Origin of the sequence: Streptomyces sp. NBC_01224 (assembly GCF_036002945.1) — a bacterium.
In the GTDB taxonomy this organism is placed as follows: Bacteria; Actinomycetota; Actinomycetes; order Streptomycetales; family Streptomycetaceae; genus Streptomyces.
Map to the genome: position 1 here is coordinate 9,188,025 of NZ_CP108529.1, position 23,222 is coordinate 9,211,246.

Sequence of the window (23,222 nt, forward strand, 5' to 3'; positions counted from 1 at the left end):
GGCTCTCACGTCCCAGTCTCCAGGTGTCCACGATCAAGGGGAAGCTTTCACCTGCACCGGCGTGCTCGATGTCAGCCGGGCCGCTGCTGAGGCCCGCGCGAAGCTGCTGCTCGAACACCGCGAGCGTCTCGGGACCCGCAGGGGCACTCGCGCCCTGGGGCCTTTCAGGCAGAGCGTGTTGATCCTGCGCTGGTTCCTGGACGGTACACGGTTGGCTCAACTCGCCCGCGACAACCGGATCTCCGTCCCGACGGTCTACCGATACCTCCACGAAGGGCTGACCGTGCTCGCCGACCATGCCCCAGACCTGTCCACCGCACTGGAGCGCGCGGCCGCGGCCGGCTTTACACACCTCAACCTCGACGGCACCGTCATCCGTACCGATCGCGTTGCCGTCCCCGGCCCGAACAAGGCCGACCTGTGGTGGTCGGGCAAGCACAAGCACCACGGCGGCAACGTCCAGGTCATTTCCGCACCCGACGGCTGACCGCTCTGGGTCTCGCCGGTCCGGCCCGGCCGCGAGCACGACACCACCTGCGCCCGTACCCACAGCGTGATCGCCACCCTGAACCGGCTTGCCGACACCCTCGACATCCCCACCCCGACCGACCTCGGCTACCAGGACGCCGGAGCCGGCCTCCGCCACCCAGTTAAAAAGACCCAAGGGCAGCGAACTCACCGACGAGGCCAAGGCGTTCAACTCCGTGATCCGAGGCGTCCACGGCGTGGCCGAACGCGCCAACGCCCTGCTCAAGGTGACCTTCAAAGCTCTACGCAGGGTCAGCCTCGACCCCAAGGCGATCACCCGGATCACCCGCGCCGCCCTCGTCCTGCTCCAGATGGAACACGGCCGCGCCAGCTGAACGAAGATCACGAACCGTCACGAGACGTTACCGAGAATGGCTCAGTTTCATCGAAACTTTCCGTGTACCGCTTCGTGAAGCGCCCGAAAAGCCTCCGCAGGGCGATACCTGCGATTCCGAGCGGAACCATTGCTGCTGAGATGAGCAGCAAAAGCAAATCGATAGTGTTCCTGGTGAGGGTATTCCAGTAGCCGAGGTCCGAGGGAAGGGCGACTGTGCCGGTATCGTTCGGGTCGTACACGACTACCATGGTGTAGCCGTCCCTCACCTGATGTGTCTTAAATTGCAGCGGCGATTCAACGGAACGCCCGCCGGGCGGGGAAAAGCGCACCCAGCAGGTGACAGACAGCTCGCCACCATTTTCGTCATGGAGGGCTTGCTGGCATCTCGTGACATTCGCGTTGGTCTGAACCCCGTGGCTCTTCAAGGTAGATATCACCTTGCTGTGGTTCGGTATGATGAATATCGCGATCGTGACGGAACCGCACAGCCCCACAATGATCATGGCGATTGATGTGATCGTTAGGTATCTGAGCAGATTGCGTGGACGTGCGGGCTTCGTACTCATCGGCTCCCTGACGTAATTGAATCAGTCGATACTGCTCTACCCCGTCCATCCGGGGATCGATCGTCTCAGCTCACTCCGGGATGTCGGTCGTGGAGTGGAACCGTGAGCTCATCACCGTCCCGAGCGATCCGAAGGCCCAACCGCCCACCATTCACCCCACGCGCAGCTTCGCGCTCCTTCAGGCTGCCGAGTACGACGCGGTGGTATCGGTCACGCGGGTCGGCCCTGCCTACTTGTTCTCGGTGTCGGCGCCGCGAGGCGCCCGTGCAGACGCCGCAGCGGACCAAGCAGCCCACGATGTGCTGGTGGCCCTGTACCCGGCCAAGCGCGCAAGCGTGGACCGACGGCTGAGCAGCCAGTTGTCCGCGATTCCCAGCGGCCCCGGCAAGCAGGCGGGCATTCGCGTGGGAGCCGAGGTCGCCCGCCGGCTGATCAGCCTGCGATCCCATGATGGGTCCTCGACCAAGCCGCCGCCGTTCAGTCCCCGCAACGTGGCCGGCGGCTACCGGCCCACACCGCCCGACTTCCCCACACCGCCCCGCTCAGCACCATCGACAGCGAGAAACGCTGGGCCGACGCCCGGCGCCTCCTCAACGACGACACGCTGCCGCCCCCTGACCGCGTCGCCGGACTACTGCTGATCCTCTACGCACGAAAGATTGCCACCATCAGCCAGCTCACCGTCGACGACGTCCACATCGACGACGACACCGCCTCCATCACGTTCGGCACCTCACCGGTCGTCCTCCCCGCGCCGCTGGCCAGCCTGGTCCGCGAGCTCCTCGCGACCCGCCGAGGCAAGGCCAAGATCGGCACCCCGGACGACGTCCCCTGGCTGTTCCCGGGAGGGCACCCCGGGCGCCCTCTCACCGACAGCCAGATCGCCAAGCGCCTCCACAAGATCGGAATCCGGCCCAAACAGGATCGATCCAGCGCGCTGTTCACTTTCGCGACCGAACTCCCCGCCGCGATCCTCGCCCGGATGCTCGGGGCCCACATCAAAGTCGCCGTCCAATGGCAGCAGGCATCAGCTGGGGACTGGGCTGCCTACGCCGCAGACGTCAGCCTCCGATCAAGCGCCGCATCAGCACCCAGCACCCCAACCGCGCCTCGATAGCAAGGAAGCAGCATGAACAGCGACAACACCTGGGTGACCTCGGCCGGCGGACCCTTGATCCTCATTCCCCAGTCCGTCTGCCACCACTGGACACGATGGAACTCAGGCCCGGCGCCTGGCACATGGAGGCGGCCCGGGTCCGCTCCGCCGCGTCCTTCTTCTTCGGCGACCCGGATTTCCCGCCCGGGACCGCCACGCTGGACTGCGCCCTGGTGATGTGCGACGTGCAGGCCGGCCGGCACCCCTGCCCGGGCACGGCCGCCTCCGCCCGAACCCGCGCGACGAGCCGTGCCCGGAGCGCCTGACGGAGCCGAACCTCCGCTGACCCTATAGTCGTTGGGTGTCGGGGGACCCGGGAGCACAAGAGGGGTACGCATGGCGGAGGTTCGCGCGGAACTGGTCCGCCCGTTGGCCGAGGTGCTGAGGGCGCACGCTGCACGCACGGGCGAGAGGACCGCCTTCCGGGACGGGCAACGGGAGGTGACCTGGGCACAGTTGGAACGCCGGACGGCCCGTGTCGCGGGGCATCTGGCACGGCTGGGCGTACGCCGCGGGGACCGGGTGCTGCTCTGCCTGCCCAGCCGGGTGGAAATGGTGGAGAGCTGCCTGGCGGCCCTGCGGGCCGGCGCCGTCGGAGTGCCACTGGACCCGGGAGCGGCCGACGACGAACTGGCCCACGTCCTCGGCGACAGCGGCGCGGTGGCGACCGTGGCCGAGGCGCCGCTCCTCGAACGGCTGACGCGGGTGGCGGCCGGGCGCCGCCCGCTGCGGGTGAGCGTGGTCGTGGGCACGGTGGCACCGTCGCCCGGGCCGCCCGCGGACGTGGTGCCGTACGAGGAACTCGCCGGGACCGACGCGCCAGGACCGCCGCGCGACGACCTCGGCCTGGACGAGCCGGCGTGGATCCTCTACACCTCCGGCACCACCGGCACGCGCAAGGGCGCGGTGACGAGCCAGCGGGCGGCGCTGTGGTCGACCGCCGCCGCCTACGCACCGCTCCTCGGCATGTCCGAGCGGGACCGGCTGCTGTGGCCGCTGCCGGTGCACCACGCCTACGCGCATTCGCTGTGCGTCGTCGCGGTGGTCGCCACCGGCGCGAGCGCCTGCCTCCTGGACCGGGGTGTGGACGTCGTGGAGGCTCTGCGGCGACAGCCGCCCGACGAGCCCTTCACGATGCTGGCCGGGGTCCCGGCCACCTACCACCTGCTGGTGAGCGCACTGCGCCGGACCCGGCCGGTCCCCGGCGGGTTGCGGGTGTGCGTCACCGCCGGAGCACCCTGCCCCGCGGAACTGCGCGCCTCGATGGAGGAGTTGCTCGGCGCACCGCTGCTGGACGGCTACGGCGCCACCGAGACCAGCGGCAAGATCGCGCTCGCCCGGCCCGGCACGCCGGGCCCGGACCGCGTGCCGCAGCCGCTGCCCGGCGTCGACGTCCGGATCGCCCACCCGGTCTCCGCGGACACCGTCTCGGACGGCGACGAGGGCGAGATCTGGGTGCGAGGCCCCGGTCTGATGAGCGGCTACCACAACCGCCCCGACAGCACGGCGCAGGTCCTGCGGGACGGCTGGTACCGCACCGGCGACCTCGGCCACCGCACACCGGGCGGTGGGCTGCGGGTCACCGGTCGCGTGGGCGACCTGATCATCCGCGGCGGCCAGAACGTCAACCCGGTGGAAGTGGAGCAGGTGCTGCTGTCCTGCCCCGGAGTCGCGGACGCGGCGGTCGTCGGCCGCTCCCACGACGTGCTGGGAGAGGTCCCGGTGGCGTTCGTCGTCCCCGGCCCGCAGGGCACCGACCTCGCCGGACTGCGGGCCGCGTGCCGCAAGCGGCTGTCCGCGTTCAAGGTGCCGGACGAGATCCGGCCGAGCGCTTCCCTGCCCCGCACCTCCTCCGGCAAGATCCGACGGACCGTCCTCGCCGCCCGGCTGGCCGAGGCCCTCGCACACGACGGCGCGAACACCCGCGCCGGGCTGCGCGCCAGGTTGCTCGCACTGCCCGCCCGGGAGCGGCGCCGCACCGTGCTGCGCCTCGTCCTCGACGCCACGGCCGAGGCGGACGAGGCGCGGGGGACCCAACCCGACCCCGAACAGACCTTCGCCGACCTGGGACTCGGCTCCCTCCAGGGTGTGCTGCTGCGCGACCGGCTCGGGACGGCCACCGGCCTCGACCTGCCCTCGACCCTGGTCTTCGACCGTCCGACACCGGACGCGGTGGCCGGCTTCCTGCACGACGCGCTGCTCGGCGCACCGCCCCCGGCGGCCCGCCCGGCCGGGCCCGGCACCCGCGGTGACGCCCCGCCGCCCGACGAGCCGGTGGCCGTCGTCGCGATGGCCTGCCGCTTCCCGGGACCCGTGGACGACGTCCGCACCCCGGAGGAGCTGTGGCGGCTGCTCGCCGACGGAGCGGACGCCACCTCCGGGTTCCCCGTCGACCGGGGCTGGGACCTGGCCGCCCTCTACGACCCCGACCCCGACCGACCGGGCACCTCGGTCACCCGGCGCGGCGGGTTCCTGCGCCGGGCCGCCGACTTCGACGCGGCCTTCTTCGGCATGTCCCCCCGGGAGGCGCTGGCCACCGACCCCCAGCAGCGGCTGCTGCTGGAGACCGCCTGGGAGGTCGTGGAACGGGCGGGCCTCGCCCCCACCGCCCTGCGCGGCAGCGACACCGGTGTCTTCGTCGGAGTGATGCACGGCGACTACGGCGGCCGTCTGCTGCACCGAGGGGGCCACGCGTACGAGGCCCACCTCGCGCTCGGATCCGCCGGCAGCGTGGCCTCCGGGCGCATCGCCTACACCCTTGGCCTGGAGGGGCCCGCGGTGACCGTGGACACGGCCTGCTCCTCGTCGCTGGTGGCCATGGACTGGGCGGCGCGGGCGCTGCGCTCGGGACAGTGCTCCCTCGCCGTGGCCGGCGGCGCCACCGTCATGGCCAGCCCGGTGCCGTTCGTCGCGTTCAGCAGGCTGCGCGCACTCTCCCCGGACGGCCGCTGCAAGCCGTTCTCCGCCGCGGCCGACGGAACCGCCTGGGGCGAGGGCGTCGGACTGGTCCTGCTGGAACGGCTCGCTGACGCACGGCGCAACAACCATCCGGTGCTCGCCGTGCTCCGCGGCTCCGCCGTCAACGCAGACGGCGCGTCCAACGGCCTGACCGCGCCCAGCGGACCCGCCCAGGAGCGGCTGATCGGCGACGCCCTGGCCGCCGCCGGGCTCACCCCGGCCGAGATCGATGCCGTGGAGGCGCACGGTACCGGCACCCCGCTCGGCGACCCCGTCGAGGCCCGTGCGCTCCTCGCCGCCTACGGGCACGACCGCCCGGCCGACCGGCCCCTGTGGCTCGGATCCCTCAAGTCCAACCTCGGACACACCCAGGCCGCGGCCGGTGTCGCCGGGGTCATCAAGACCGTGCTGGCGATGCGGCACGGCGTGCTGCCGCGCACGCTGCACCTCGACGAGCCGTCCCCCGGGGTCGACTGGTCCTCCGGCGCCGTACGGCCACTGACCCGGGAGCAGCCGTGGCGGCCCGCCCCCGGGCAGCCCCGCCGCGCCGCGGTGTCGGCCTTCGGCATCGGCGGCACCAACGCTCATGTGATCCTGGAGGAGGCCGTCGTGGAGCGGGACGCGGGGGAGCCCGGCGGTACCCCGGCCGCTCCGCACCCGCCGCTCCTGCTGTCCGGCGCCGACGCGGGCGCTCTGCGGGCCCAGGCACGGCGTACGGCCGCGTTCCTCCGGGAGCGGCCCGAACAGCCCCTCGGGGACGTGGTGTTCTCCGCCGCCACCGCACGGGCCGCGCTCCGGTACCGGGCGGCGGTACCTGCGGACGACCGCGCCGGCCTGCTGAGCGGACTGGACGGGCTCGCCGCCGGGACGACGGCGCCCGAACCGGTTCGTACGGGCCCACGGCTGGCCCTGCTCTTCACCGGCCAGGGTGCCGCACGGCCGGGCCTCGGCAGGGAACTGCACGCCGCCTACCCGGTCTTCGCCGACGCCTTCGACGCGCTGTGCGGCCGGTTCGACGCCGTCGGCGTGGGGGACCGGCCGCTGCGCGAGAGCCTGTGGCCCGAGCCGGGCAAGGCCGCCGACGCCCTCGACCGGACCGATGTCGTCCAGGCCGGCCTGTTCGCGTTCGAGGTCGCCCTGTTCAGGCTGCTCGCCTCCTGGGGAGTGCGGCCCGACGTCCTGGCCGGACACTCCGTCGGGGAGCTGGCCGCGGCGCACACCGCCGGGATCCTCACCGAGGACGACGCCGTCGGTCTGGTCGCCGCCCGGGGCCGGCTGATGCAGCGCCTTCCGGCCGGCGGCGCCATGGTCGTCCTGGATGCCACCGAGGAGGAGGCGACGGCGGAACTCGCGAGGACCCCGGCCGCGGCCGGGCCGGTGGCGGTCGCGGCGGTGAACGGCCCCCGGTCGGTCGTCGTCTCCGGGGCGGAGCCGGCGGTGGCGGCGGTGGCGGCACGCTTCGAGGCCCGCGGGCGCCGCACCGAACGCCTGCGGACCAGTCACGCCTTCCACTCTCCGCTGGTCGAACCGGCGCTGGCGGAGTTCGCCCGGGCCATGTCGCGCGCCGCCTTCCACGAGCCCCGCATCCCGGTCGTCTCGGCCCTCACGGGGCGCCCGGCCACCGGGGACGACCTGCGCTCACCGGCCTACTGGGTCCGCCACGCCCGTGAGACGGTGCGCTTCGCCGACGCCGTGCGCCACCTCGCGGACGAAGCGGGGGTGACCGCCTTCGCCGAGGCCGGTCCCGGCGCCCACCTCACCTCGGCCGCGCTGAGCACCGTCGGGGAGCCCGGGGACCGCGTGTTCACCGCGACGACCAGGCCCGGCCACCCGGAGCCCGGCACGCTCCTGGCGGCACTCGCCCGGCTGCATGTGCACGGCCTCCCGGTCGACTGGGAGGCGGTCCGTCAGGGGCACCCGGGCCCGCCCGCCCGGCGGATAGGCCTGCCCACCTACCCCTTCCAACGCGAGCGCCACTGGCTGGCCGAGCCCTCCGCCACCGCGGCAGGCCCCGCGGACACGACCGCGCACGCCACCGGCCACCCGGTGGTGACCGCGACGACGAGCCTCCCGGACACGGACCGCCTGCTGAGCACCGGCCACCTGTCGGAGGCCGGGCAGCCCTGGCTGCGCGACCACGTCGTGCACGGCCGGGTGCTGGTGCCCGCCACCGTCCTCGCCGACCTGGCGCTCCACACCGGCGCGGCCTGCGGCCTGACGGAACTGGAGGAGCTGACGCTGCTGCTCCCGCTGCACCTGTCCGGCTCCGACGAGCGCGTCGAGGTGCAGGTGATGCTCGGCGCGCCGGACCCGTCCGGCTGCAGGACCGTCGACCTGCACGCGCGCCCCGGGGACGGCGGCCCCCTCGGGGCGTGGACCCACCACGCCACCGGCCGTCTGGGACCGCCGGCCGGCGGTCCCGGCCCGGCGCACGGCGACGAGGAGTCCTGGCCGCCCCCGGACGCGGTGCCCGTCGACCTGACCGGAGCCTACGAGCGCGTGGCAGAGGCGGGTCACGCGTACGGCCCGGCGTTCCGCTGCGTGCGGGCGATGTGGCGGCAGGGCGACGACCTGCTGGCCGACGTACGGCTTCCCGACGAGGCCGTGGCCGAGGCGCAGCGCTACGGCCTCCATCCCGCGCTGTTCGACGCCGCCCTGCACGCGTCGCTGCTGCTCCCTGCGGATCCGGGACAGCCCGGCGGGACCGGCCGGCTGCCGTTCGCCTGGCGGGGCGTCAGCCGCCACGCTGCGGGCGTCACCGCCCTGCGGGTCCGGCTCCGCCCCACCGGGGACCACACCGTCGCGGCGGACCTCACCGATCCGGCCGGGCGGCCGGTGCTGCGGGTGGCGGAACTGACCACCCGCGCGGTACCCGCCCCCGACGGCACCGGCGGGATGCCGCGGCCCGAGCCGCTGTACCGGCCGCACTGGACGCCCGCCGACCCGGCCCGCTCGGCCTCGCCCGCCTGGGAGGTGGGCACGCCGGATGACCTCGGCCTGGCCGCGGCGTTGTCCGGCGCCGGGCTGCCCACGTCGGCCGCGGACACGGCCCCGGGCGGCGGCGCGTCCGTCCCCGGGCCACCGGAGCCCGGGGTGCCCTCTGCGGCGGCCGCCCCCGCCCTCGTCGTCTCCCTGGCCCCGACCGGCCCGTCCACCGGCCCGGTGGCCGGCACGCACGGCCTGGTCACGCGGGCCCTGGAGCTGCTGCGCGGTCGGCTGCCCGCCCTGGCCCCGGGAACGCGCCTGGTCCTGGTGACCCGGGGTGCCACCGGCGCGGACCCCGACCTGGCCGCCTCCGCGGTCTGGGGGCTGGCGCGCAGCGCCCAGTCCGAGTACCCCGGCCTCCTCACCCTCGTCGACGTCGACGGCCACCCGGAGTCGGTGCACCGGCTGCCGGCCGTCCTGGCGACGGGCGAACCGCAGCTCGCTGTGCACGCGGGCAGGGCGCACGTGCCCCGGCTGACCCGGCCGGCGGCCGCCGAGCCCGCCCGGGCAGCCGGGTTCGAGGCGGACGGCACGGTGCTGGTCACCGGCGGGACGGGGGCGCTCGGCGCCCTGCTGGCCGGTCATCTGGTGGAGCGTCACGGGGTACGTCGGCTGCTGCTCACCAGCCGTAGCGGCCCGGACGCGCCCGGCGCGCGGCGGCTGAGGGAGCGGATCGAGCGGGCCGGCGGCCGGGTCGACGTGGTCGCCTGCGACGCCGCCGACCGCTCCGCGCTGGCCGGGGTGATCGCCGCGTGCTCTGCCGACCTGACCGCCGTGGTGCACGCGGCGGGGGTCCTCGACGACGGTGTGCTGGAGGGCCAGACACCCGGGCGTGTCGCGGCCGTTCTGCGGCCGAAGGCGGACGCGGCCTGGCATCTGCACGAGCTGACGGAGGATCTGCCCCTGTCGCGGTTCGTGCTCTTCTCCTCTGCGGCGGGCCTGCTCGGAAACCCCGGCCAGGCCGGCTACGCCGCCGCGAACGCCTTCCTCGACGCCCTCGCGCTACACCGGACGGCCCGGGGACTGCCCGCGCTCTCGCTGGTGTGGGGACCGTGGGCGGGAAGCGAGGGGATGGCCGCCCGCACCGGCCGGACGGGTGACGGCGTGGTCCGAGCCGTCACCGCGGCCGAGGGCCTGGCGCTGTTCGACGCCGCCCTGGCGGCGGGCGAGCCCGTCCTTGCGCCGCTGCCGCTGGACCCGGCGGCCTCCCGGGCCCGACGGCCCCTCCCGCCGCCCCTGCGGGACCTGTCCGGTCCGTCCGGCCCTCCGTCGTCCGCTTCCGGGGAACCCGGTGACGGCGGGGGACCCGCCTCCGGTACCGGCCGGGTGCCGGTCGAGACGCCGGGTGCGTGGCGCGAACGGCTGGCGCGGCTGCCCGTCGCCGACCATGCCCCCGCTCTGCTCGCACTGGTCCGCGAGGCGGTCGCCGACGTGCTCGGGCACACCGGCGCGGCCGCGGTCACGGCCGACCGCGCCCTCAGCGAACTCGGCCTCGACTCCCTGGCCGCCGTTCAGCTGCGCAACCGGCTGAGCCTGCTCACCGGTCTGGAGCTGCCCCCCACCCTCACCTTCGACCTGCCCACCTGCGAGCAGCTGACGGAGCATCTGCTCGCCGGGCTGCCCGAGGCGCCGCCCCACCGGGAGGCGGCCGCCGCCGGGCCGGCGCGTCCCGCGAAGGCCCGGTCCCCCCAGACCCTCGCCTCCCTCTACCGCCGCGTGTGCGCGACGGGCGACGTCGTCTCGGCGATGCACCTGCTCGTGACCGCCTCACTGGCGGTCCCCGGCTTCGGCCCCGAGGACACCGCCGCGCACGCCCTGGACCCGCTCCACCTGGCCAAGGGTGAGGCCGGCCGGCCGCCGCTGGTGTGCTTCCCCGGCTTCTCCCCGGCCCTCGGTAGGCCTTGGTACGCCACGCTCGCCCGCCACTTCGAGGAGGACCGGGACGTGCTGGAGATGCGGCACCCAGGGGTCACCTCGGGCGATGCGCCGCCGCGCGACTGGCGGACACTGGTGGACCTGCACACGGCCGCCCTGCGCGAGCGGCTGGGCGGGCGCCGCCCCGTCCTGCTGGGGTGGTCGATGGGCGGGTGCCCGGCCCACGCGGTCGCCGCGCGGCTTGCGGCCACCGGCACTCCGCCCGCCGGCCTGGTCCTCCTCGACACCTACCACGTGACCCCCGAACGGGAGGCCGAGCCGTGGCTGCTAGCCATGCCCGCCCGCGCGGCCCTGGCCATGGGAGAGGAGTTCGACACGGCGGTGGACGACATGGCCCTGGCCGCGTTCGGCTCCTACACCCGGATGCTCCGGGGGTGGCGCCCCGAACCCCCGGACGTGCCCGTCCTGCTGGTCCGCGCCGCCGACCGGCCGCCGGAGGCGGACACCCACGGCGGCACCCCCGCCGGGCGCGCGGGGCAGGCCTCCTGGCCCGGTCCGTACGACACCATGGAGGTCCCGGGCGATCACTGGACGATCGTGGAGGAACACGCCGTCACCACGGCCCGGGCGGTCCGCGCCTGGGCCGACGGGCTCGCAGGGCGCACCGGATGAGCCACGGCCACGCGACGCGGGCAGGCCGGACCCGCGCACCTGACCTGCGGATCCTTGACTGTCTCATCTGTGGTCGGCCACGTTCACGTCTGACGATCACGACCGAGGCTGCCTTGCCCTGCGGCAAGTCTCTGCCTCGCATGACCTCCTCGAAGATCATTCGGGTTGGGCCCGGCCGTCCTGACAGCACTGGCAAGTCGGTCCGACCGTTTAAGAGCGCCTGGCAGTAGGCGTGCACTGGTAGTCGGACTGGCTCCCCGGATGCGGAGCAGGCACGAGCCGGGGCGATCATGGAGTTTTCTACGCTCAGTGATCACCGGAGGGCTCCTGCCTGTCCTGCCACCATGCCTGCTCGAACCCTTGTGGAACCAATGCGCAGCCCTGCTGCCCGAGCACGTGGATACCTACTCCCTGGGCTGCCACAACTCGGGGTGCGGTCTGTGGGAGCACTGGCGACTGCGAGCTCGGCGCTCACTGGGGCCTTTCCGTCGCCACGGCCGGTGGTGATGCACTCGATCAGCAGAGCTTGGGCGGCGTTTCCGTGTCTGGCACCGTGCTTGCGGGCAACGCTGACCGATGAAAATAAGAGGTCGCGCAGATAGGCGCGGTGGGGAGCCCAGCGCTAGGCAGACACAGATCCTGGGCGATCACATAGTTGTCATGCTCTGTGATTTCCCGGGTTCTACCGCGAAACGGAGTGGCTGCACGCCTGGCCGGCAAGCTGTAAAGGTTCCGGGGCTTTCTCAGATTGCCGGAGCGTTCATCGAGGCGCGAGTCGCGGCGGAGATGAGAATGTCGCGGGGCACCCGCGCTGCAGCGGCAAGGGCGCGACCCACCGGGTAGGCGTGGGCGCCTGCTGGGAGATTTCCGCGGCGCCCGCTGAGTACCACGTCGATGGAGCCCGTGGTGCTGTGCGATTCCGTGGTTCGGTCCAATCGCCGAAGTGCTTGGCGGGCGACTGCCTCCGCGCTGTCGTACAGGGTGGTTCCGGTGGGCAGGCTCTGCAGAATCTCTGGTGCCACCAGGGGGTAGTGCGTGCATCCCAGCACCACGGAGTCGCAATTCTGGGGGGTCCGCTCGGCCGCGTCGGCGATCGCTTCTGCTGCTGCGGCCATGTCTCCGTGGTCGATAGCCTCGGCCAGACCGGGGCATGCGACACGCGCGACAGGCCGGCCGTTCGCGAAGTCCGCGATCAGGCGATCCTGGTAGTCACTCGCCGTGGTCCGGACGGTTGCCCACACGGCGATGCCTTGGCCGGCCGCTGCGGCCGACTTCACGGCGGGCACGGTTCCGATCACAGGCACACGGGGTTCAAAACTCTCACGCAGAGCGTCGATCGCGGTGACGGTGGCGGTGTTGCAGGGGACCACGATGGCCTCCGCACCTCGCTGGACGGCCAATTGGGCGGCACTGAACAGACGGTCCGTGACGAAGGAGGCAGTTCTCGATCCCCAGGGGGCGCCGTCGGGGTCCAGAAACAGAAGCAGATCGAGTTCCGGGGCGAGGTGCCGAAGCCATCCTGTGGTGGAGAGGAGGCCAAGCCCTGAGTCGATCAATGCCACCATCATGGAAGTCAAGCTACCAGCCGACCACTGGCGCAGATGGCGGTCCGTCACAGGCGGCGGTGGGGGCGGTCCTCCCAGCGGTGAGTGGTCCACGCTCGGCGCATCAGGCTACGCACGGTGTGAGGTCGAAGAAGACGTCGATGACGGTGGCCCGGCGCTCGTAGCAGCGGGCGAGGCGATGGAAGGCATTCTGCCAGGCGTGGGTGCGTTCGACGTGCCACCTCTGACTTGCCTGAACGGGTGCCTTCTCGCCCTTGTGCGCGATGCGGCCGTGCAGGCCGCGTTCGTGGAGCAGGGTGCGGGCGGTACCACCGCCGTGGGTGGCGCCGGAAGTACGTCCGGCGCCGTCATGAGAAGTCTTCAGCACCATGCCTTCCACAGTGGAGCCGTCGCAGCGATACGCAAGATGCATTCACCGGTCCATTGATACGCTGGACGTATGGATGAGCGACGACGAAGCCCCGCGGACCTGGAGTTGAAGCACCTGCGCTGCCTGGTCGCCATCATCGACACCGGCAGCTTCACCGACGCGGGCCTTGAGCTGGGCATTTCCCAGGCCGCCGTCTCCCGCAACCTGCACGCCCTGGAACAAATCCTCGGAGTGCGGCTGCTGCACCGCACCAGCCGCACGGTCGCGCCCACGTCCGCAGGCGTGCGGGTCCTCGCACGCGCACGCATCCTGCTCGCCGGTGCCGATGATCTCGTCGCGGAAGCGACCGCCGGCCACGCCCGGCTCCACATCGGCCATGCCTGGTCCGCCTTCGGTCGCCACACCACCGAATTCCAGCGCCGCTGGCACGAGAGCCACCCCGAGGTCGAGCTCCGGCTCGTCCGCCACAACTCCCCCACCGGCGGGCTGGCCGAAGGAATGTGCGACCTGGCTGTCGTCCGCGCCCCACTTGACCTGAAGCCCTGGTCGCACGCCCTGGTGGGCCACGAACACCGCGTCGTCGCGCTCGCCTCCGACGACCCCTGGGCCCGCCGGCGCAGCATCCGCCTGGACGAGATCCCCACCCGCACCCTCGTCATCGACCGCCGCACCGGCACCACCGCTCTGGACCTGTGGCCCGAGGACGGGCGGCCCGCCGTCATCTACACCCACGACATCGACGACTGGCTCGCCGCCATCGCCACCAGCCGCTGTGTCGGCCTCACCCCCCAGGCCACCGCCGCCCAGTACCGCCGCGACGGCATCGTCTACCGCCCCCTGCGCAACGCCGCCCCCGTCCCCGTCCACCTCATCTGGCGCCGCCCGGACCCCCACCCCGCGACCCACGCGGCAGTCGCCCTCGCCATCGACCTCTACCGCGAGGAGCACAAGTCCCCGAGCTGGAAGAAATGACCATCTGTGAGAGTTCTGCGAGTGCTCCGGAACGTGAGCGATTGCCGCAGGTCGCTGCTCGTAAAAGGCCCCTCAAAACATGCATGTTGTGCGAGGCACTTCTGAGAGACTGCCACCGCGGAATTGACGCCAGATCAGGCCGCGTTGGCGGTAGAACGTCACGACTGCCCGAACTATGACGCGCCCGCCGGCAGCGCCTGTCGCACGAGGGGCGGGAAGACCGCCGCGAAGTGCCACACCCCGCGCTTCCTCCTCGTGCCCGCACTGCGCGAGGAACTCGCAGTGGTGCCCGCCGACCGCGGCCCCGGCCGCGCGTGGAAGCAGGGCCCGGCACTCGCCGCCGAGCATCTACGACCCCAACGGGATGGGCGGCCATGTTCTTCGCCGTGCTCGCCGTCACCGGGCAGATCGAGCGCAACCACATGCGGGAGAAGACCCCTCGAAAGCCAAGTCATCGCCGCCGCCAAGGGCAACCACGGCGGACGGCCGAAGGCCATCGACGACGACATGCTCACCTTCGCCGTCGCGCTGAAGGACAGGGGCGTCCCCGTTCGGGACATTGCGAAGAGGCTCACCATCAAGACCGGCAAGAACGCGGGCGAGTCCCAGTCGATCGCCTCGCTCTCCTCGCCGAAGCCGGGCAGGCCGCTGCGGCCAACGACCTGCCGCCCCGGCCCAAGCGCCGGTTGTGGATGGCCGCGGCCCGGGTCTCGACCACGCGGCCGCCCGAGCTCAGCGCTGGTCCTGATCGCCGAACAGCAGGGAGTCGAGGCCCCGGCGCACACCCACCGTCTCGTTCACTCGGCGTACTGCCAGCAGGGTTCCGGCGATGTAGGGATCAGGGTCGGTGCCGGGGTCGTGACGCATCACATGACCCGCACGGCAGATGTCTTCTGGTGCGCGGTGTCGTGCACGACCCGACCGCCGCATCCATCGAACGGCGGCACTCCACGACCCATATGGCCCACGGACGGCAACCGCGGCCGCAGGCGGTCATGCGGGCGGGAGGCGAACCATGGCTTCGGACGGGAGCCGCCATGGGGCGCGGATCGGGGAGCGGTCCGCCCGCTGGAACCCGCTCGCGGGGCAATCCTCCGGGTTATAGCTTCAAGTTGTCATCAAAATTGACTATCGAGTTTGATGGCCAATGGCGCTGTGGCTCAACCCCCAAAGGAGCGGAAGATGAGCGAGCGCAGCAAGTTCCTTGAGTCGATCACTCGGGAGAACGCCGCCGTGGTGCTGGTCGACCACCAGGTGGGCCTTCTGTCCGGCGTGCGGGACATCCCGGTCGGCGAGCTGAAGCACAACGTGGTGGCGCTGGCACGGGCGGCGACCGTGCTGGGCATCCCGCTGGTCGCCACCACCACCGCGGCCGACAGCATGTGGGGGCCGACCATCCCCGAGCTGGTCCAGGCGCTGCCCGGCGAACAAAAGATCATTGACCGCAGTACGGTCAACGCCTGGCATGACGACCGGGTCCGCGAAGCCATCGAGGCCACAGGGCGACAGAAGCTGATCTTGGCCGGGGTGTCCCTGGAGGTGTGCGCGGCACTGCCCGCGATCTCCGCGACGGCCGCCGGGTACGACGCGTACGTCGCCGTGGACGCTTCCGGCACCTTCAGCCAGGCCAAGCGGGAGGCCGGACTGCTGCGCATGCAGCAGGCGGGCGTCATCGTCAGCGACTACGCCACCTGCATGGTCGAGGCCCTGGCCGACAACGCGCTCCCCGAGGCTGGTGACCTCTATGCCGCCCTCGACATGCCGTTCGCCGTCCTGGTCGACCAGATCTCCGCGGCCTACCAGGCATAGAGGCCCACCGGCCGACCGGTCGTCGGCGGCCATGCCCCGGCGCCTTCCCGCGCCGGAGGCGCGGCGGCTGCGACTGCCTCCGCGCGGAGACGAAGCCGTCGGCATCGACGTCGACGTCCTTGGACCCGGGCCCATTGAGTCTGGGCAGTACACCAGCAAACAATTCGCCGTCCTGGCCGACGAGTTCGCAGTCCGTCTCTCAGTCGGCCGCACCGGACAGTGCTGGGACAACGCCCTCGCCGAGTCCTTCTTCGCGACGATCAAACGGGAACCGCTCGGCACGAAACCCTGGCCGAGCCGGGCACTGGCCCGCACCGCGATCCTCGACTTCATCGAGAGACCCTGTTGCTCAATTCGCGCAGGCTGCGAGAGCGAGGGCTGCGAGGCGGGACGTTCGGGTGCGGGCGAGCGTGGTTTCGTTCCACCAAGCGTCAAGCCGGATCAGGTTGACGGCGGCGGCTGTGAGTACGTGTGCGAGATGGGTCTTGCGGAGGCCGCGATATCGAGTGCGGCGCATGCCGCTGATCGCTACGGCCTGGTGGATGGTCCCTCCGATGCCGGCTCCGGCCCCGTAGCGTGCTCTCCATTGGCTTGTGGCCTACTCGGTGCGGGCGCGTTCGAGCAGGGGCAGCGGCGCGGGACGCGGACCTTGGTGATCTGCCGCTCGGTACGGGTCGGCGTTCGGCCCGGGCTGTGGTGCGGGCGTGAGGAGCGGTCGGCCATCCCGGCCTCGCCCGGTTCGCGGTAGCGGCCCGCCCACCGCTGAGCTGTGGTGGGCGAGACCTGGAAGCCTGCGCTCCTCGTGGTCGGCTTGGCGTAAGCACCAGACATGATGAACAGTAGCTATATGGTCATATGGGGCAAATGGAATAATGTACTCGTACACCAGGCCGAGCCGTACAACGCCGAGTCGCTGCCCGGCGCCCTCGCAAGTCAGATCACCCCCCTGGACAGCTTCTACGGCCGCAACCACGCGCCGATCCCCCGCATAGACCCGGAGCGCTGGCGGCTGCGAGTGGACGGTCTGGTCGATCGCCCACTTGAGCTGTCGATGGACGAACTACGGCGCCGCTTCCCCGAGCGGAGGCTGGTGGCAACACTGCAATGCGCGGGCAACCGCCGCGCGGACCTCATCGAGGTCCGCGACATACCCGGCCAGGTCTCCTGGGGCCCCGGAGCCATATCCACCGCGTGCTGGAGCGGGGTAAGCCTGGCGGATGTGCTGGCCGAGGCCGGAGTGCAGCCGGAGGCGGCCCACATCGCCTTCACCGGTGCTGACGTGTCACAGCAGGCCGAGCCACCGCAGCCCTTCGGCGGCTCGATACCGGTGGCGAAGGCAACCTCCAGCGAGGTGCTGCTGGCCTGGGCCATGAACGATCAGGCACTGCCCACCGCGCACGGCGCGCCGCTGCGCGTGGTCGTCCCCGGGTGGATCGGCGCCCGCAGCGTCAAGTGGCTCAAGCGCATTACCGTTCAGGCCGAACCGTCCGACAACTACTTCCAGATCGAATACAGCATCCTGCCCGCCGAAGCCGACCCTCACCAGGCCAAGCAGGCAGACGGCATCACCCTCGGCCCGATCGCCATCCACTGCGCCATCCTGCAGCCCGGCAAGGACGCCCAGCTGCCGTCCGGGCCGACCGAGGTCGCCGGCTTCGCCTTCGCCGGGGACGATAGAACCGTGAAACGCGTGGATGTCTCCGCCGACCACGGCGTCACCTGGGCCCACGCCGACCTGGACCCGCCGGAGAACCCCTGGACGTGGCAGCACTGGCGCGCCACGCTTACCCTGCCCCCGGGCGAGGCCGAGCTCATCGCGCGCGCCTGGGACTCCACGGCGGCTGTGCAGCCTGAGTCCCCGGCCACCGTCTGGAACCCCAGGGGGTACGCCAACAACGCCGCGGCTCGCCTGCACGTCACATGCCGTCCCTGACCCGGACACTTCGGTCGAACGATTCAGCAATTGACACAGACCGCTGGACACCTCACCGCTGCCCGAATGGCGGCACCATCTGTTGCACCAGAGGTTGCATCTACGGGTGCACCAGCTATTCGACATTGGTTGCCCTCATCAAGCTGACGCCCGGGAATTCGTGCAGGACACCGCGGGCGCTTGGCGTGGTCGGGCCTCTGACATCCCCGTTGCGGCCGCTTTCGCTTCTGCGGGACTGGGCCGTGGCCAGCGGCTGTCCCTGCCGGCACGAGGTCTCAACCACCGCTACGAACGCCAACCGCGCGACTACCTGGCCTTTCTCGGCCTCGCCGCAGCACTGTGCTGCTGCAAGCGACTTCTCCGGCTCACCACATAGGACACGGTCTATGTGGTGGGAGATCCGCCTCGTACGGCTACCACCCGTACGACGACGCGGAGTTCCTCTTCCGCGCCTTCCTGCACGGCCGGGCGTGGCCGCACACCCTCATCGCCATGCTGCCCACTCCTTCACCGCGAACCGGTTGCCTACGCGCCGCACTTCGGCTGCGCCCGGCCCGGGGAAATGCGCGGGGAACAGCAGGGCTCCGCGGTCCGCGGCCTGCCCCAGCACGCGGCGCCGGCTGTCCCGTGCGCGGGGCTCGTCCTCGTCGAAGCAGGGGCAGTCGTCCGGCTCCACGATCTGCAGTGGGCTGTGCAGCAGATCCCCGGCGAACACCGCCCAGTCCGTGCCCGACCGCAGCCATACGACGGAGGAGCCGGGCGTATGGCCGGGGGCGGGCTCGATACGGAGCTGGGCGTCGATGTCGTAGTGGTCACCCTTCCACAGCACGGTCTGCCCGGCCTGGTGCACGGGGGCGATGCTGTCCTCGAAGACGTTGGCCATCTGGGGGCCGGAGCGGGTCCGGTGTCCATTGGCCGGGTTCCAGTAGTCGAAGTCGGCACGCGAGATCACGTACTGGGCGTTGGGGAAGGTCGGCCGCCACTCTCCGTTGTCCGTCAGGTGGGTGTTCCAGCCGACGTGGTCGCCGTGGACATGGGTGCAGATCACCGTGTCCACGTCCTGCGGGCGGACGCCTGCCGCGGCCAGCTCACCGAGGTAGTCGGTGTTCAGATGGTGGAAAGATGGCATGGCCGGGCGTTCTCGGCCGTTGCCGATTCCGGTGTCGATCAGGATTGTTCGGCCCTCGCTGCGGATCAGCCAGGTCTGCATCATGGTGCGGACCTCGTCGGCGGCCAGGTCCAGGAAGGTGGGGGCGAGCCAATTCTCGTGCGCCTGCCAGTGCTCCACGGGCACGTCGGGGAAAATGTAGTCGCGGTCGCTGCCTCTGGTGGGTAGCTCAACCACGCGGGTGATCTCCACGTTTCCAAGCGTGATGGTGTCCACGTCTCCAGTCTGCGCGCCGGATGACGCAGGCGCTATCGATCACATGACCGCACTTCGGAGGGACCGGGATGCGGCACGATACAGCCGGTCAGCGACGTGCGACACCGGGTTGGACCCGGAGTGTGTTCTCGAGGCATCCGGCCGGGCGCAAGCCGAACGTGCTGGTGAAGAAGACCCGCCGCTCCCGGAAGAAGGTCCTGTTCACGGATGCGTCCGTGCGGGAGCTGGTGATGACAGGCCCGGAGTCCGCGCCGGTCATCGGGCTCGGCAGCAGCGGCAAGGCCGTCAGCGTGGACCTGGACGCCGAATCACGGTGGCTTCGCCGGTGAGGCGGCGGGTCATGAGGTCGGTCATGGCGAGGTGGATCACGGCTTCGGATCGGGTGGGCAGGGTTTCGTAGTCGCGGACCAGGCGGCGGTGGAGCATCGGCCATCCGTAGGTTCACTTGTCTGCCCATCGCTTCGGGATGGGGGTGAAGTCCCTGGTTCCGGGGTTGCGTTGGGTGATTTCCGTGTCGATGCCGAGGGGGGGCGGCATGTTCGACGAGGTGCTGGCGGTAGCCGCTTCAGGTGGTGGCCAGCAGCAGGTCCTCTGCGCTTGACGGGCGGAGGCCGTCGGTGCGATTGGCGAAGTAGCGCTCGGCAAGCGAATCTCCCGACAGATGTCGGACGTTTTCGAAGCCGGCTTCGCGGGCCAGTGCCAGCATCTCGGGCGGGGTGTAGAAGCTGATGAACGGCGTTCCGGATGCTTGCGCGCCTTCCTTGCTCGTCCGGAGGCCGGGGCGATCGGCGTCGTCGAGGAGTTCGGTCGGCAGCAGAGAGGTCATGGCGAGCGTCGAGCCGGGTGCGAGCCCGGTGATCTGGCGCAGGGTGGCCGCGGTGGCGTCTTTGGTGAGGTACATGGCGACGCCGGTGGAGACGATGACCGCCGGTCGGCTGGAATCGAAGCCGGCAGCGGACAGCTGCTTCAGCCAGTCTTCGCTTGCTTCGAAGCCGACCGGCACCAGGTGCAGCCAGTCGGGGATGCCGTAGCCGAGTTTGACCAGGCGGACGGTCATTTCCTTGGTCCCGTAATGGGTGTCCTCGAACGGCGTGACCACCTCGACGGCAGGATCGGGACGGAACGTGTCTGCGTCTGGCACCTTCAGCACGATCTGCGTCCGGGGCTCTCGGTCCTCGGGGAAGTTGCCCGGGGGCTTCGGAGCCGGGCGGCGAAGGCGCATGTCGGCGTGGGGCCGCGGACGCCCCCGCCGGTCGCCGCGACAGCCGTGACCAGGGCAACCGTTCCTGATGGTGCGTCAGGCGAGATCTGCTGCTCTGGCGAGCCGGAGCTGGTGGGCCCCGGGCGTGCGAGGGCCCGATGAGTCCGGTGGGTTGGGCTGGTACGACGTGTCTCTGGCAGGGCGGAATCGCGCGGTCGGTCGGCCTCGCGGCCGACAGCGGGATGGAAAGCCCAGCCCCGCTGTGGGTGGCGCGAGGCGGTGCCACCCGCAGCGGGGGCGTGGCTCACCGGTCTGTCGGGTGGCCGCAGCGGAACAACGGGGCGTGGGTGTCGAAGGGTACGTCCTCGCGGGCGGCCTCGACGGCGGCCATGGAGGAGGGGAGGTCGAACGGGAGGGATCCGGGTGTCGCCGCCTTCCCGAGGGCCGCGTCGAGTACGAGGTCGTCGTCGGCGCCGAACTCGCCGATGAGGAGGGCGGCGTGGTCTGCGAGCGGGGTAAGGACGGCGGGGCGGTCGAGGTGGACGGCGAAGCAGGTGGGCACGGTGGCGGCGAGGGAGCGCAGACGCTCGGACTCCTCATGTGGGAATTCCAGGGAGCCGCTGTGGAAGAACTGCTCCATGAAGCCATCCCGCTTCTCGTACGGTGCGGCGATCCGGACGATGGCGGCGTCCGCGTCCTCGGCCCGCTCCACGACGGTGCCGTAGCGGGCGGCGACGGCCGGATCGATTCCCTCTGTGTACAGCCGCTGCCCGGCGACCGGCTGCCCGGCGAGGTGGACCAGCGACCGCTGCTGGACCCGGCGGCCGAGTTCGACGCCGGCCGGAGCGCCGACTCGTTCGGTGGCAGCGTCCGGGTCGACGTACGGGTCGTCGAAGAGGCCGAGGCGGAACTTGTCGCGCAGAATGCGGCGGGCGGACTCGTCGACCCGTGCCTCGCCGACCGCGCCGGAGCGGACGGCGGTAAGGATCAGTTCGGGGTCGGTCTCGCCGCCGAGCTGGTCGGCACCTGCGTCCAGGGTCAGCACAACCTGCTCGGCCACCGACAGCTCCTCGACGCCCCAGTGGCGCGGCGGCAGGGTGGTGATGCCGGGGATGTCATTGCCGGTGATGGCGTTGAAGTCGGTGCAGACGACCCCGTCGAAGCCGTACCGGCCGCGCAGCAGGCCGGTGATGACGTCCCGGTTGAAGTTGGCGCCGACCTCGGACAGGCCCGTCCCCGAGGGGATCGCGTACGCGGGCATGATCTGCGCCGTGCCGGCCTCGAAGGCAGCCTCGAAGGGGCGCAGGTGGTGCTCGAACGAGCCGCCGGGGTAGACGAGTCGGCGGCCGGCGGCGAAGTGCGAGTCTTCGCCACGTGCCTGGGGGCCGCCGCCGGGGAAGTGCTTGGTCATGCAGGCGATGCTGTCCGGCCCGATCCGCTCCCCCTGGAGTCCTCGGATGTAGGCGGCGATCATCCGGCACGCGCGGTCGGCGTCCTCGCCGAAAGTGCCGCTGATACGGGCCCATCGCGGTTCGGTGGCGAGGTCGGCCATCGGGTGGATGGCGACCCGAATCCCGACGGCGCGCAGTTCCCTGCCGATCAGGGCGGCGTACTCCTCGACCAGCGCGGGGTCGTCGGTCGCCGCGAGGCCGATCGGCTCGGGGCCCGCGCTGAAGCCGCCGCCGATGTGCGCGGTGGCGGGGTTGGCGGTGAAGCCGTGCCGGGGGTCGGAGGAGAGGGTGACGGGGATGCCGAGGCGTTCGGCTGCGGCGAGGTCCTGGACGTGGTTGTTCCACTCGGCCATCGTGCGGGCGTCAGGGACGGCCATCATGGCGAAGGAGGTGAGGCCCCGTTCGGTGATCAGTTCGGCGCCGGACGGGACCGTGGCACCGGGCAGGGCCGGACGGGCGTTCCCGGCGAGCATCCGCCCGTGGCACATCAGGGCGGCCTTCTCGGCGAGGGTCATCCGGCTCACCAGGTCCTCGACACGTTCCTCGACCGGCAGTCGGGGGTCCTCGTAGGGCTCCATGGTGCCGTTGTGGTTGAGGTCGCGGAACGGTGTGCCGTCGTGGTGGCGCAGCGTCAGCATGCGATGGCCTCCTTGGAGGTCTTGGAGCGGAAGGCGGCCAGGGTGTCTGCGGTGGTCCCGCAGGCGGTGAGGAAGGCGGCGGAGCCGCCGTGACGGGTACGAATGAGGTCGAGGAAGACGGTCATCGCCTCGGCGGGAGCCGCCAGCAGCGGAGCGGGGGCCGCGCCGCGGGCGGCGCGGTCGTTGAGAGCGGCGGGGTGACGCTCGGCAAGGTTGGCGAAGATCTGCGGCAAGGCCTCGCCGGTGCGGGCGTAGTCGGCGACGATCGCCTCGGCGGGCACGCCGAGCAGGCCGAGCAGCAGTGCGGTGACCAGGCCGGTGCGGTCCTTGCCGGCGGCGCAGTGCAGCAGGACACCGCCGGGGCGCGCGGCGGCTTCGACCGCGGCGGTGACGGCATCGGGCGACTGCTCGGCCAGCAGAAGGTAGAAGGCGCCGAGGTCTACGGCGGTGGTCATGGTCCGCATGGCCGCCATGATGGTGTCGGTGGCGGGATCCATCCGGGCGGCTATGACTGTGATCCCCGCGGCCTCGGCGGCGGCCCAGTCGGCGGGCTCGCACTCGGCGATGCCCCGCAGGTCGACGACGGTGCGGATGCCGTGGTCGCCCAGCAGGGTGAGCGTGGTGTGGTCGGCGTGGGGGAAGGGCTGGGCGGAACGGTAGAGCACGCCCGGACGGATCCGCTTGCCCTCGGGATCGGCGCCGAGGATGGGGTCGCGGAAATTGACCAGGGACATAAAGGGGCCTTTCGGGAGAATCTGGACGTGTGAGAGAAGGGGGTAGTACGAGCGGGCGGTGCGAGAGAAGGTGAACGGCTACGCAGGC

General features: G+C 71.6%; 13 protein-coding genes and 9 pseudogenes. 11 read left to right on the top strand and 11 right to left on the bottom strand.

Annotated features, from left to right (window positions below; translation table 11 throughout):
* The first annotated feature begins 61 nt into the window (after positions 1 to 61).
* Positions 62 to 863: pseudogene (locus OG609_RS41820) on the top strand (HARBI1 family protein).
* A gap of 7 nt (positions 864 to 870) precedes the next feature.
* On the opposite strand, the gene OG609_RS41825 reads toward OG609_RS41820, so the two are convergent.
* Positions 871 to 1,431, bottom strand: a complete 561-nt coding sequence (locus OG609_RS41825) for a DUF3592 domain-containing protein (protein ID WP_327277544.1) — start codon at positions 1,429 to 1,431, stop codon at positions 871 to 873.
* Between the two features lie 89 nt (positions 1,432 to 1,520).
* Between OG609_RS41825 and OG609_RS41830 the strand changes: the two genes are divergently transcribed.
* The 4 genes and pseudogenes from OG609_RS41830 to OG609_RS41845 all read left to right on the top strand — a co-directional run.
* The gene (locus tag OG609_RS41830; protein ID WP_327277545.1) at positions 1,521 to 2,072 is read left to right on the top strand and encodes a hypothetical protein; all 552 of its coding nucleotides are present in this window, start codon (positions 1,521 to 1,523) and stop codon (positions 2,070 to 2,072) included.
* A 571-nt stretch (positions 2,073 to 2,643) separates the two neighbouring features.
* Positions 2,644 to 2,853, top strand: a complete 210-nt coding sequence (locus OG609_RS41835; RefSeq protein WP_327277546.1) for a hypothetical protein — start codon at positions 2,644 to 2,646, stop codon at positions 2,851 to 2,853.
* Positions 2,854 to 2,923: 70 nt separating this feature from the next.
* Positions 2,924 to 11,077: a type I polyketide synthase gene (locus tag OG609_RS41840; RefSeq protein WP_327277547.1), complete on the top strand. Its 8,154-nt coding sequence runs from the start codon at positions 2,924 to 2,926 to the stop codon at positions 11,075 to 11,077.
* A gap of 327 nt (positions 11,078 to 11,404) precedes the next feature.
* Positions 11,405 to 11,503 (top strand): annotated as a pseudogene (locus tag OG609_RS41845) (IS5/IS1182 family transposase); the annotation flags it as partial.
* A gap of 317 nt (positions 11,504 to 11,820) precedes the next feature.
* Here the strand turns inward: OG609_RS41845 and OG609_RS41850 are convergent.
* On the bottom strand, positions 11,821 to 12,645 hold the full coding sequence (locus OG609_RS41850) for a glutamate racemase (RefSeq protein ID WP_327278364.1): 825 nt from the start codon (positions 12,643 to 12,645) through the stop codon (positions 11,821 to 11,823).
* Between the two features lie 44 nt (positions 12,646 to 12,689).
* Positions 12,690 to 12,937 (bottom strand): annotated as a pseudogene (locus OG609_RS41855) (IS5/IS1182 family transposase); the annotation flags it as partial.
* A gap of 144 nt (positions 12,938 to 13,081) precedes the next feature.
* On the opposite strand from OG609_RS41855, the gene OG609_RS41860 reads away from it, so the two are divergent.
* Positions 13,082 to 13,984: a LysR family transcriptional regulator gene (locus OG609_RS41860; RefSeq protein WP_327277548.1), complete on the top strand. Its 903-nt coding sequence runs from the start codon at positions 13,082 to 13,084 to the stop codon at positions 13,982 to 13,984.
* Positions 13,985 to 14,716: 732 nt separating this feature from the next.
* Here OG609_RS41860 and OG609_RS41865 read toward each other — a convergent pair.
* Complete coding sequence (locus OG609_RS41865; protein ID WP_327277549.1) at positions 14,717 to 14,851, bottom strand: hypothetical protein; 135 nt, start codon at positions 14,849 to 14,851, stop codon at positions 14,717 to 14,719.
* Between the two features lie 315 nt (positions 14,852 to 15,166).
* Between OG609_RS41865 and OG609_RS41870 the strand changes: the two genes are divergently transcribed.
* Together OG609_RS41870 and OG609_RS46555 are read left to right on the top strand one after the other, a co-directional pair.
* Positions 15,167 to 15,793 carry an isochorismatase family protein gene (locus OG609_RS41870; protein WP_327277550.1) on the top strand — a complete coding sequence of 209 codons (627 nt, stop codon included), beginning with the start codon at positions 15,167 to 15,169 and terminating at the stop codon, positions 15,791 to 15,793.
* 31 nt (positions 15,794 to 15,824) lie between these two features.
* Positions 15,825 to 16,118, top strand: a pseudogene (locus tag OG609_RS46555) (integrase core domain-containing protein); the annotation flags it as partial.
* 24 nt (positions 16,119 to 16,142) lie between these two features.
* Here the strand turns inward: OG609_RS46555 and OG609_RS41875 are convergent.
* Together OG609_RS41875 and OG609_RS41880 are read right to left on the bottom strand one after the other, a co-directional pair.
* Positions 16,143 to 16,376, bottom strand: a pseudogene (locus tag OG609_RS41875) (transposase); the annotation flags it as partial.
* A gap of 47 nt (positions 16,377 to 16,423) precedes the next feature.
* Positions 16,424 to 16,582 (bottom strand): annotated as a pseudogene (locus OG609_RS41880) (leucine zipper domain-containing protein); the annotation flags it as partial.
* 40 nt (positions 16,583 to 16,622) lie between these two features.
* On the opposite strand from OG609_RS41880, the gene OG609_RS41885 reads away from it, so the two are divergent.
* Together OG609_RS41885 and OG609_RS41890 are read left to right on the top strand one after the other, a co-directional pair.
* Positions 16,623 to 17,726 carry a sulfite oxidase gene (locus OG609_RS41885; RefSeq protein WP_327277551.1) on the top strand — a complete coding sequence of 368 codons (1,104 nt, stop codon included), beginning with the start codon at positions 16,623 to 16,625 and terminating at the stop codon, positions 17,724 to 17,726.
* A 268-nt stretch (positions 17,727 to 17,994) separates the two neighbouring features.
* A pseudogene (locus OG609_RS41890) lies at positions 17,995 to 18,102 on the top strand (IS5/IS1182 family transposase); the annotation flags it as partial.
* Between the two features lie 108 nt (positions 18,103 to 18,210).
* Here OG609_RS41890 and OG609_RS41895 read toward each other — a convergent pair.
* The gene (locus OG609_RS41895; protein ID WP_327277552.1) at positions 18,211 to 19,110 is read right to left on the bottom strand and encodes an MBL fold metallo-hydrolase; all 900 of its coding nucleotides are present in this window, start codon (positions 19,108 to 19,110) and stop codon (positions 18,211 to 18,213) included.
* 122 nt (positions 19,111 to 19,232) lie between these two features.
* Here OG609_RS41895 and OG609_RS41900 point away from each other — a divergent pair, with 122 nt between their 5' ends.
* The gene (locus OG609_RS41900) at positions 19,233 to 19,439 is read left to right on the top strand and encodes a hypothetical protein (protein ID WP_327277553.1); all 207 of its coding nucleotides are present in this window, start codon (positions 19,233 to 19,235) and stop codon (positions 19,437 to 19,439) included.
* Here the strand turns inward: OG609_RS41900 and OG609_RS41905 are convergent.
* The 4 genes and pseudogenes from OG609_RS41905 to OG609_RS41920 all read right to left on the bottom strand — a co-directional run.
* Positions 19,396 to 19,672 (bottom strand): annotated as a pseudogene (locus OG609_RS41905) (IS5 family transposase); the annotation flags it as partial. The gene OG609_RS41900 and the pseudogene OG609_RS41905 sit on opposite strands and share 44 nt — an antisense overlap.
* A gap of 3 nt (positions 19,673 to 19,675) precedes the next feature.
* Positions 19,676 to 20,161: pseudogene (locus tag OG609_RS41910) on the bottom strand (class I SAM-dependent methyltransferase); the annotation flags it as partial.
* Positions 20,162 to 20,615: 454 nt separating this feature from the next.
* Positions 20,616 to 22,400: a glycoside hydrolase family 3 protein gene (locus tag OG609_RS41915; protein WP_327277554.1), complete on the bottom strand. Its 1,785-nt coding sequence runs from the start codon at positions 22,398 to 22,400 to the stop codon at positions 20,616 to 20,618.
* The gene (locus OG609_RS41920) at positions 22,394 to 23,134 is read right to left on the bottom strand and encodes a tyrosine-protein phosphatase (RefSeq protein ID WP_327277555.1); all 741 of its coding nucleotides are present in this window, start codon (positions 23,132 to 23,134) and stop codon (positions 22,394 to 22,396) included. Before OG609_RS41920 ends, OG609_RS41915 begins: the two co-directional genes overlap by 7 nt.
* Positions 23,135 to 23,222: the final 88 nt, after the last annotated feature.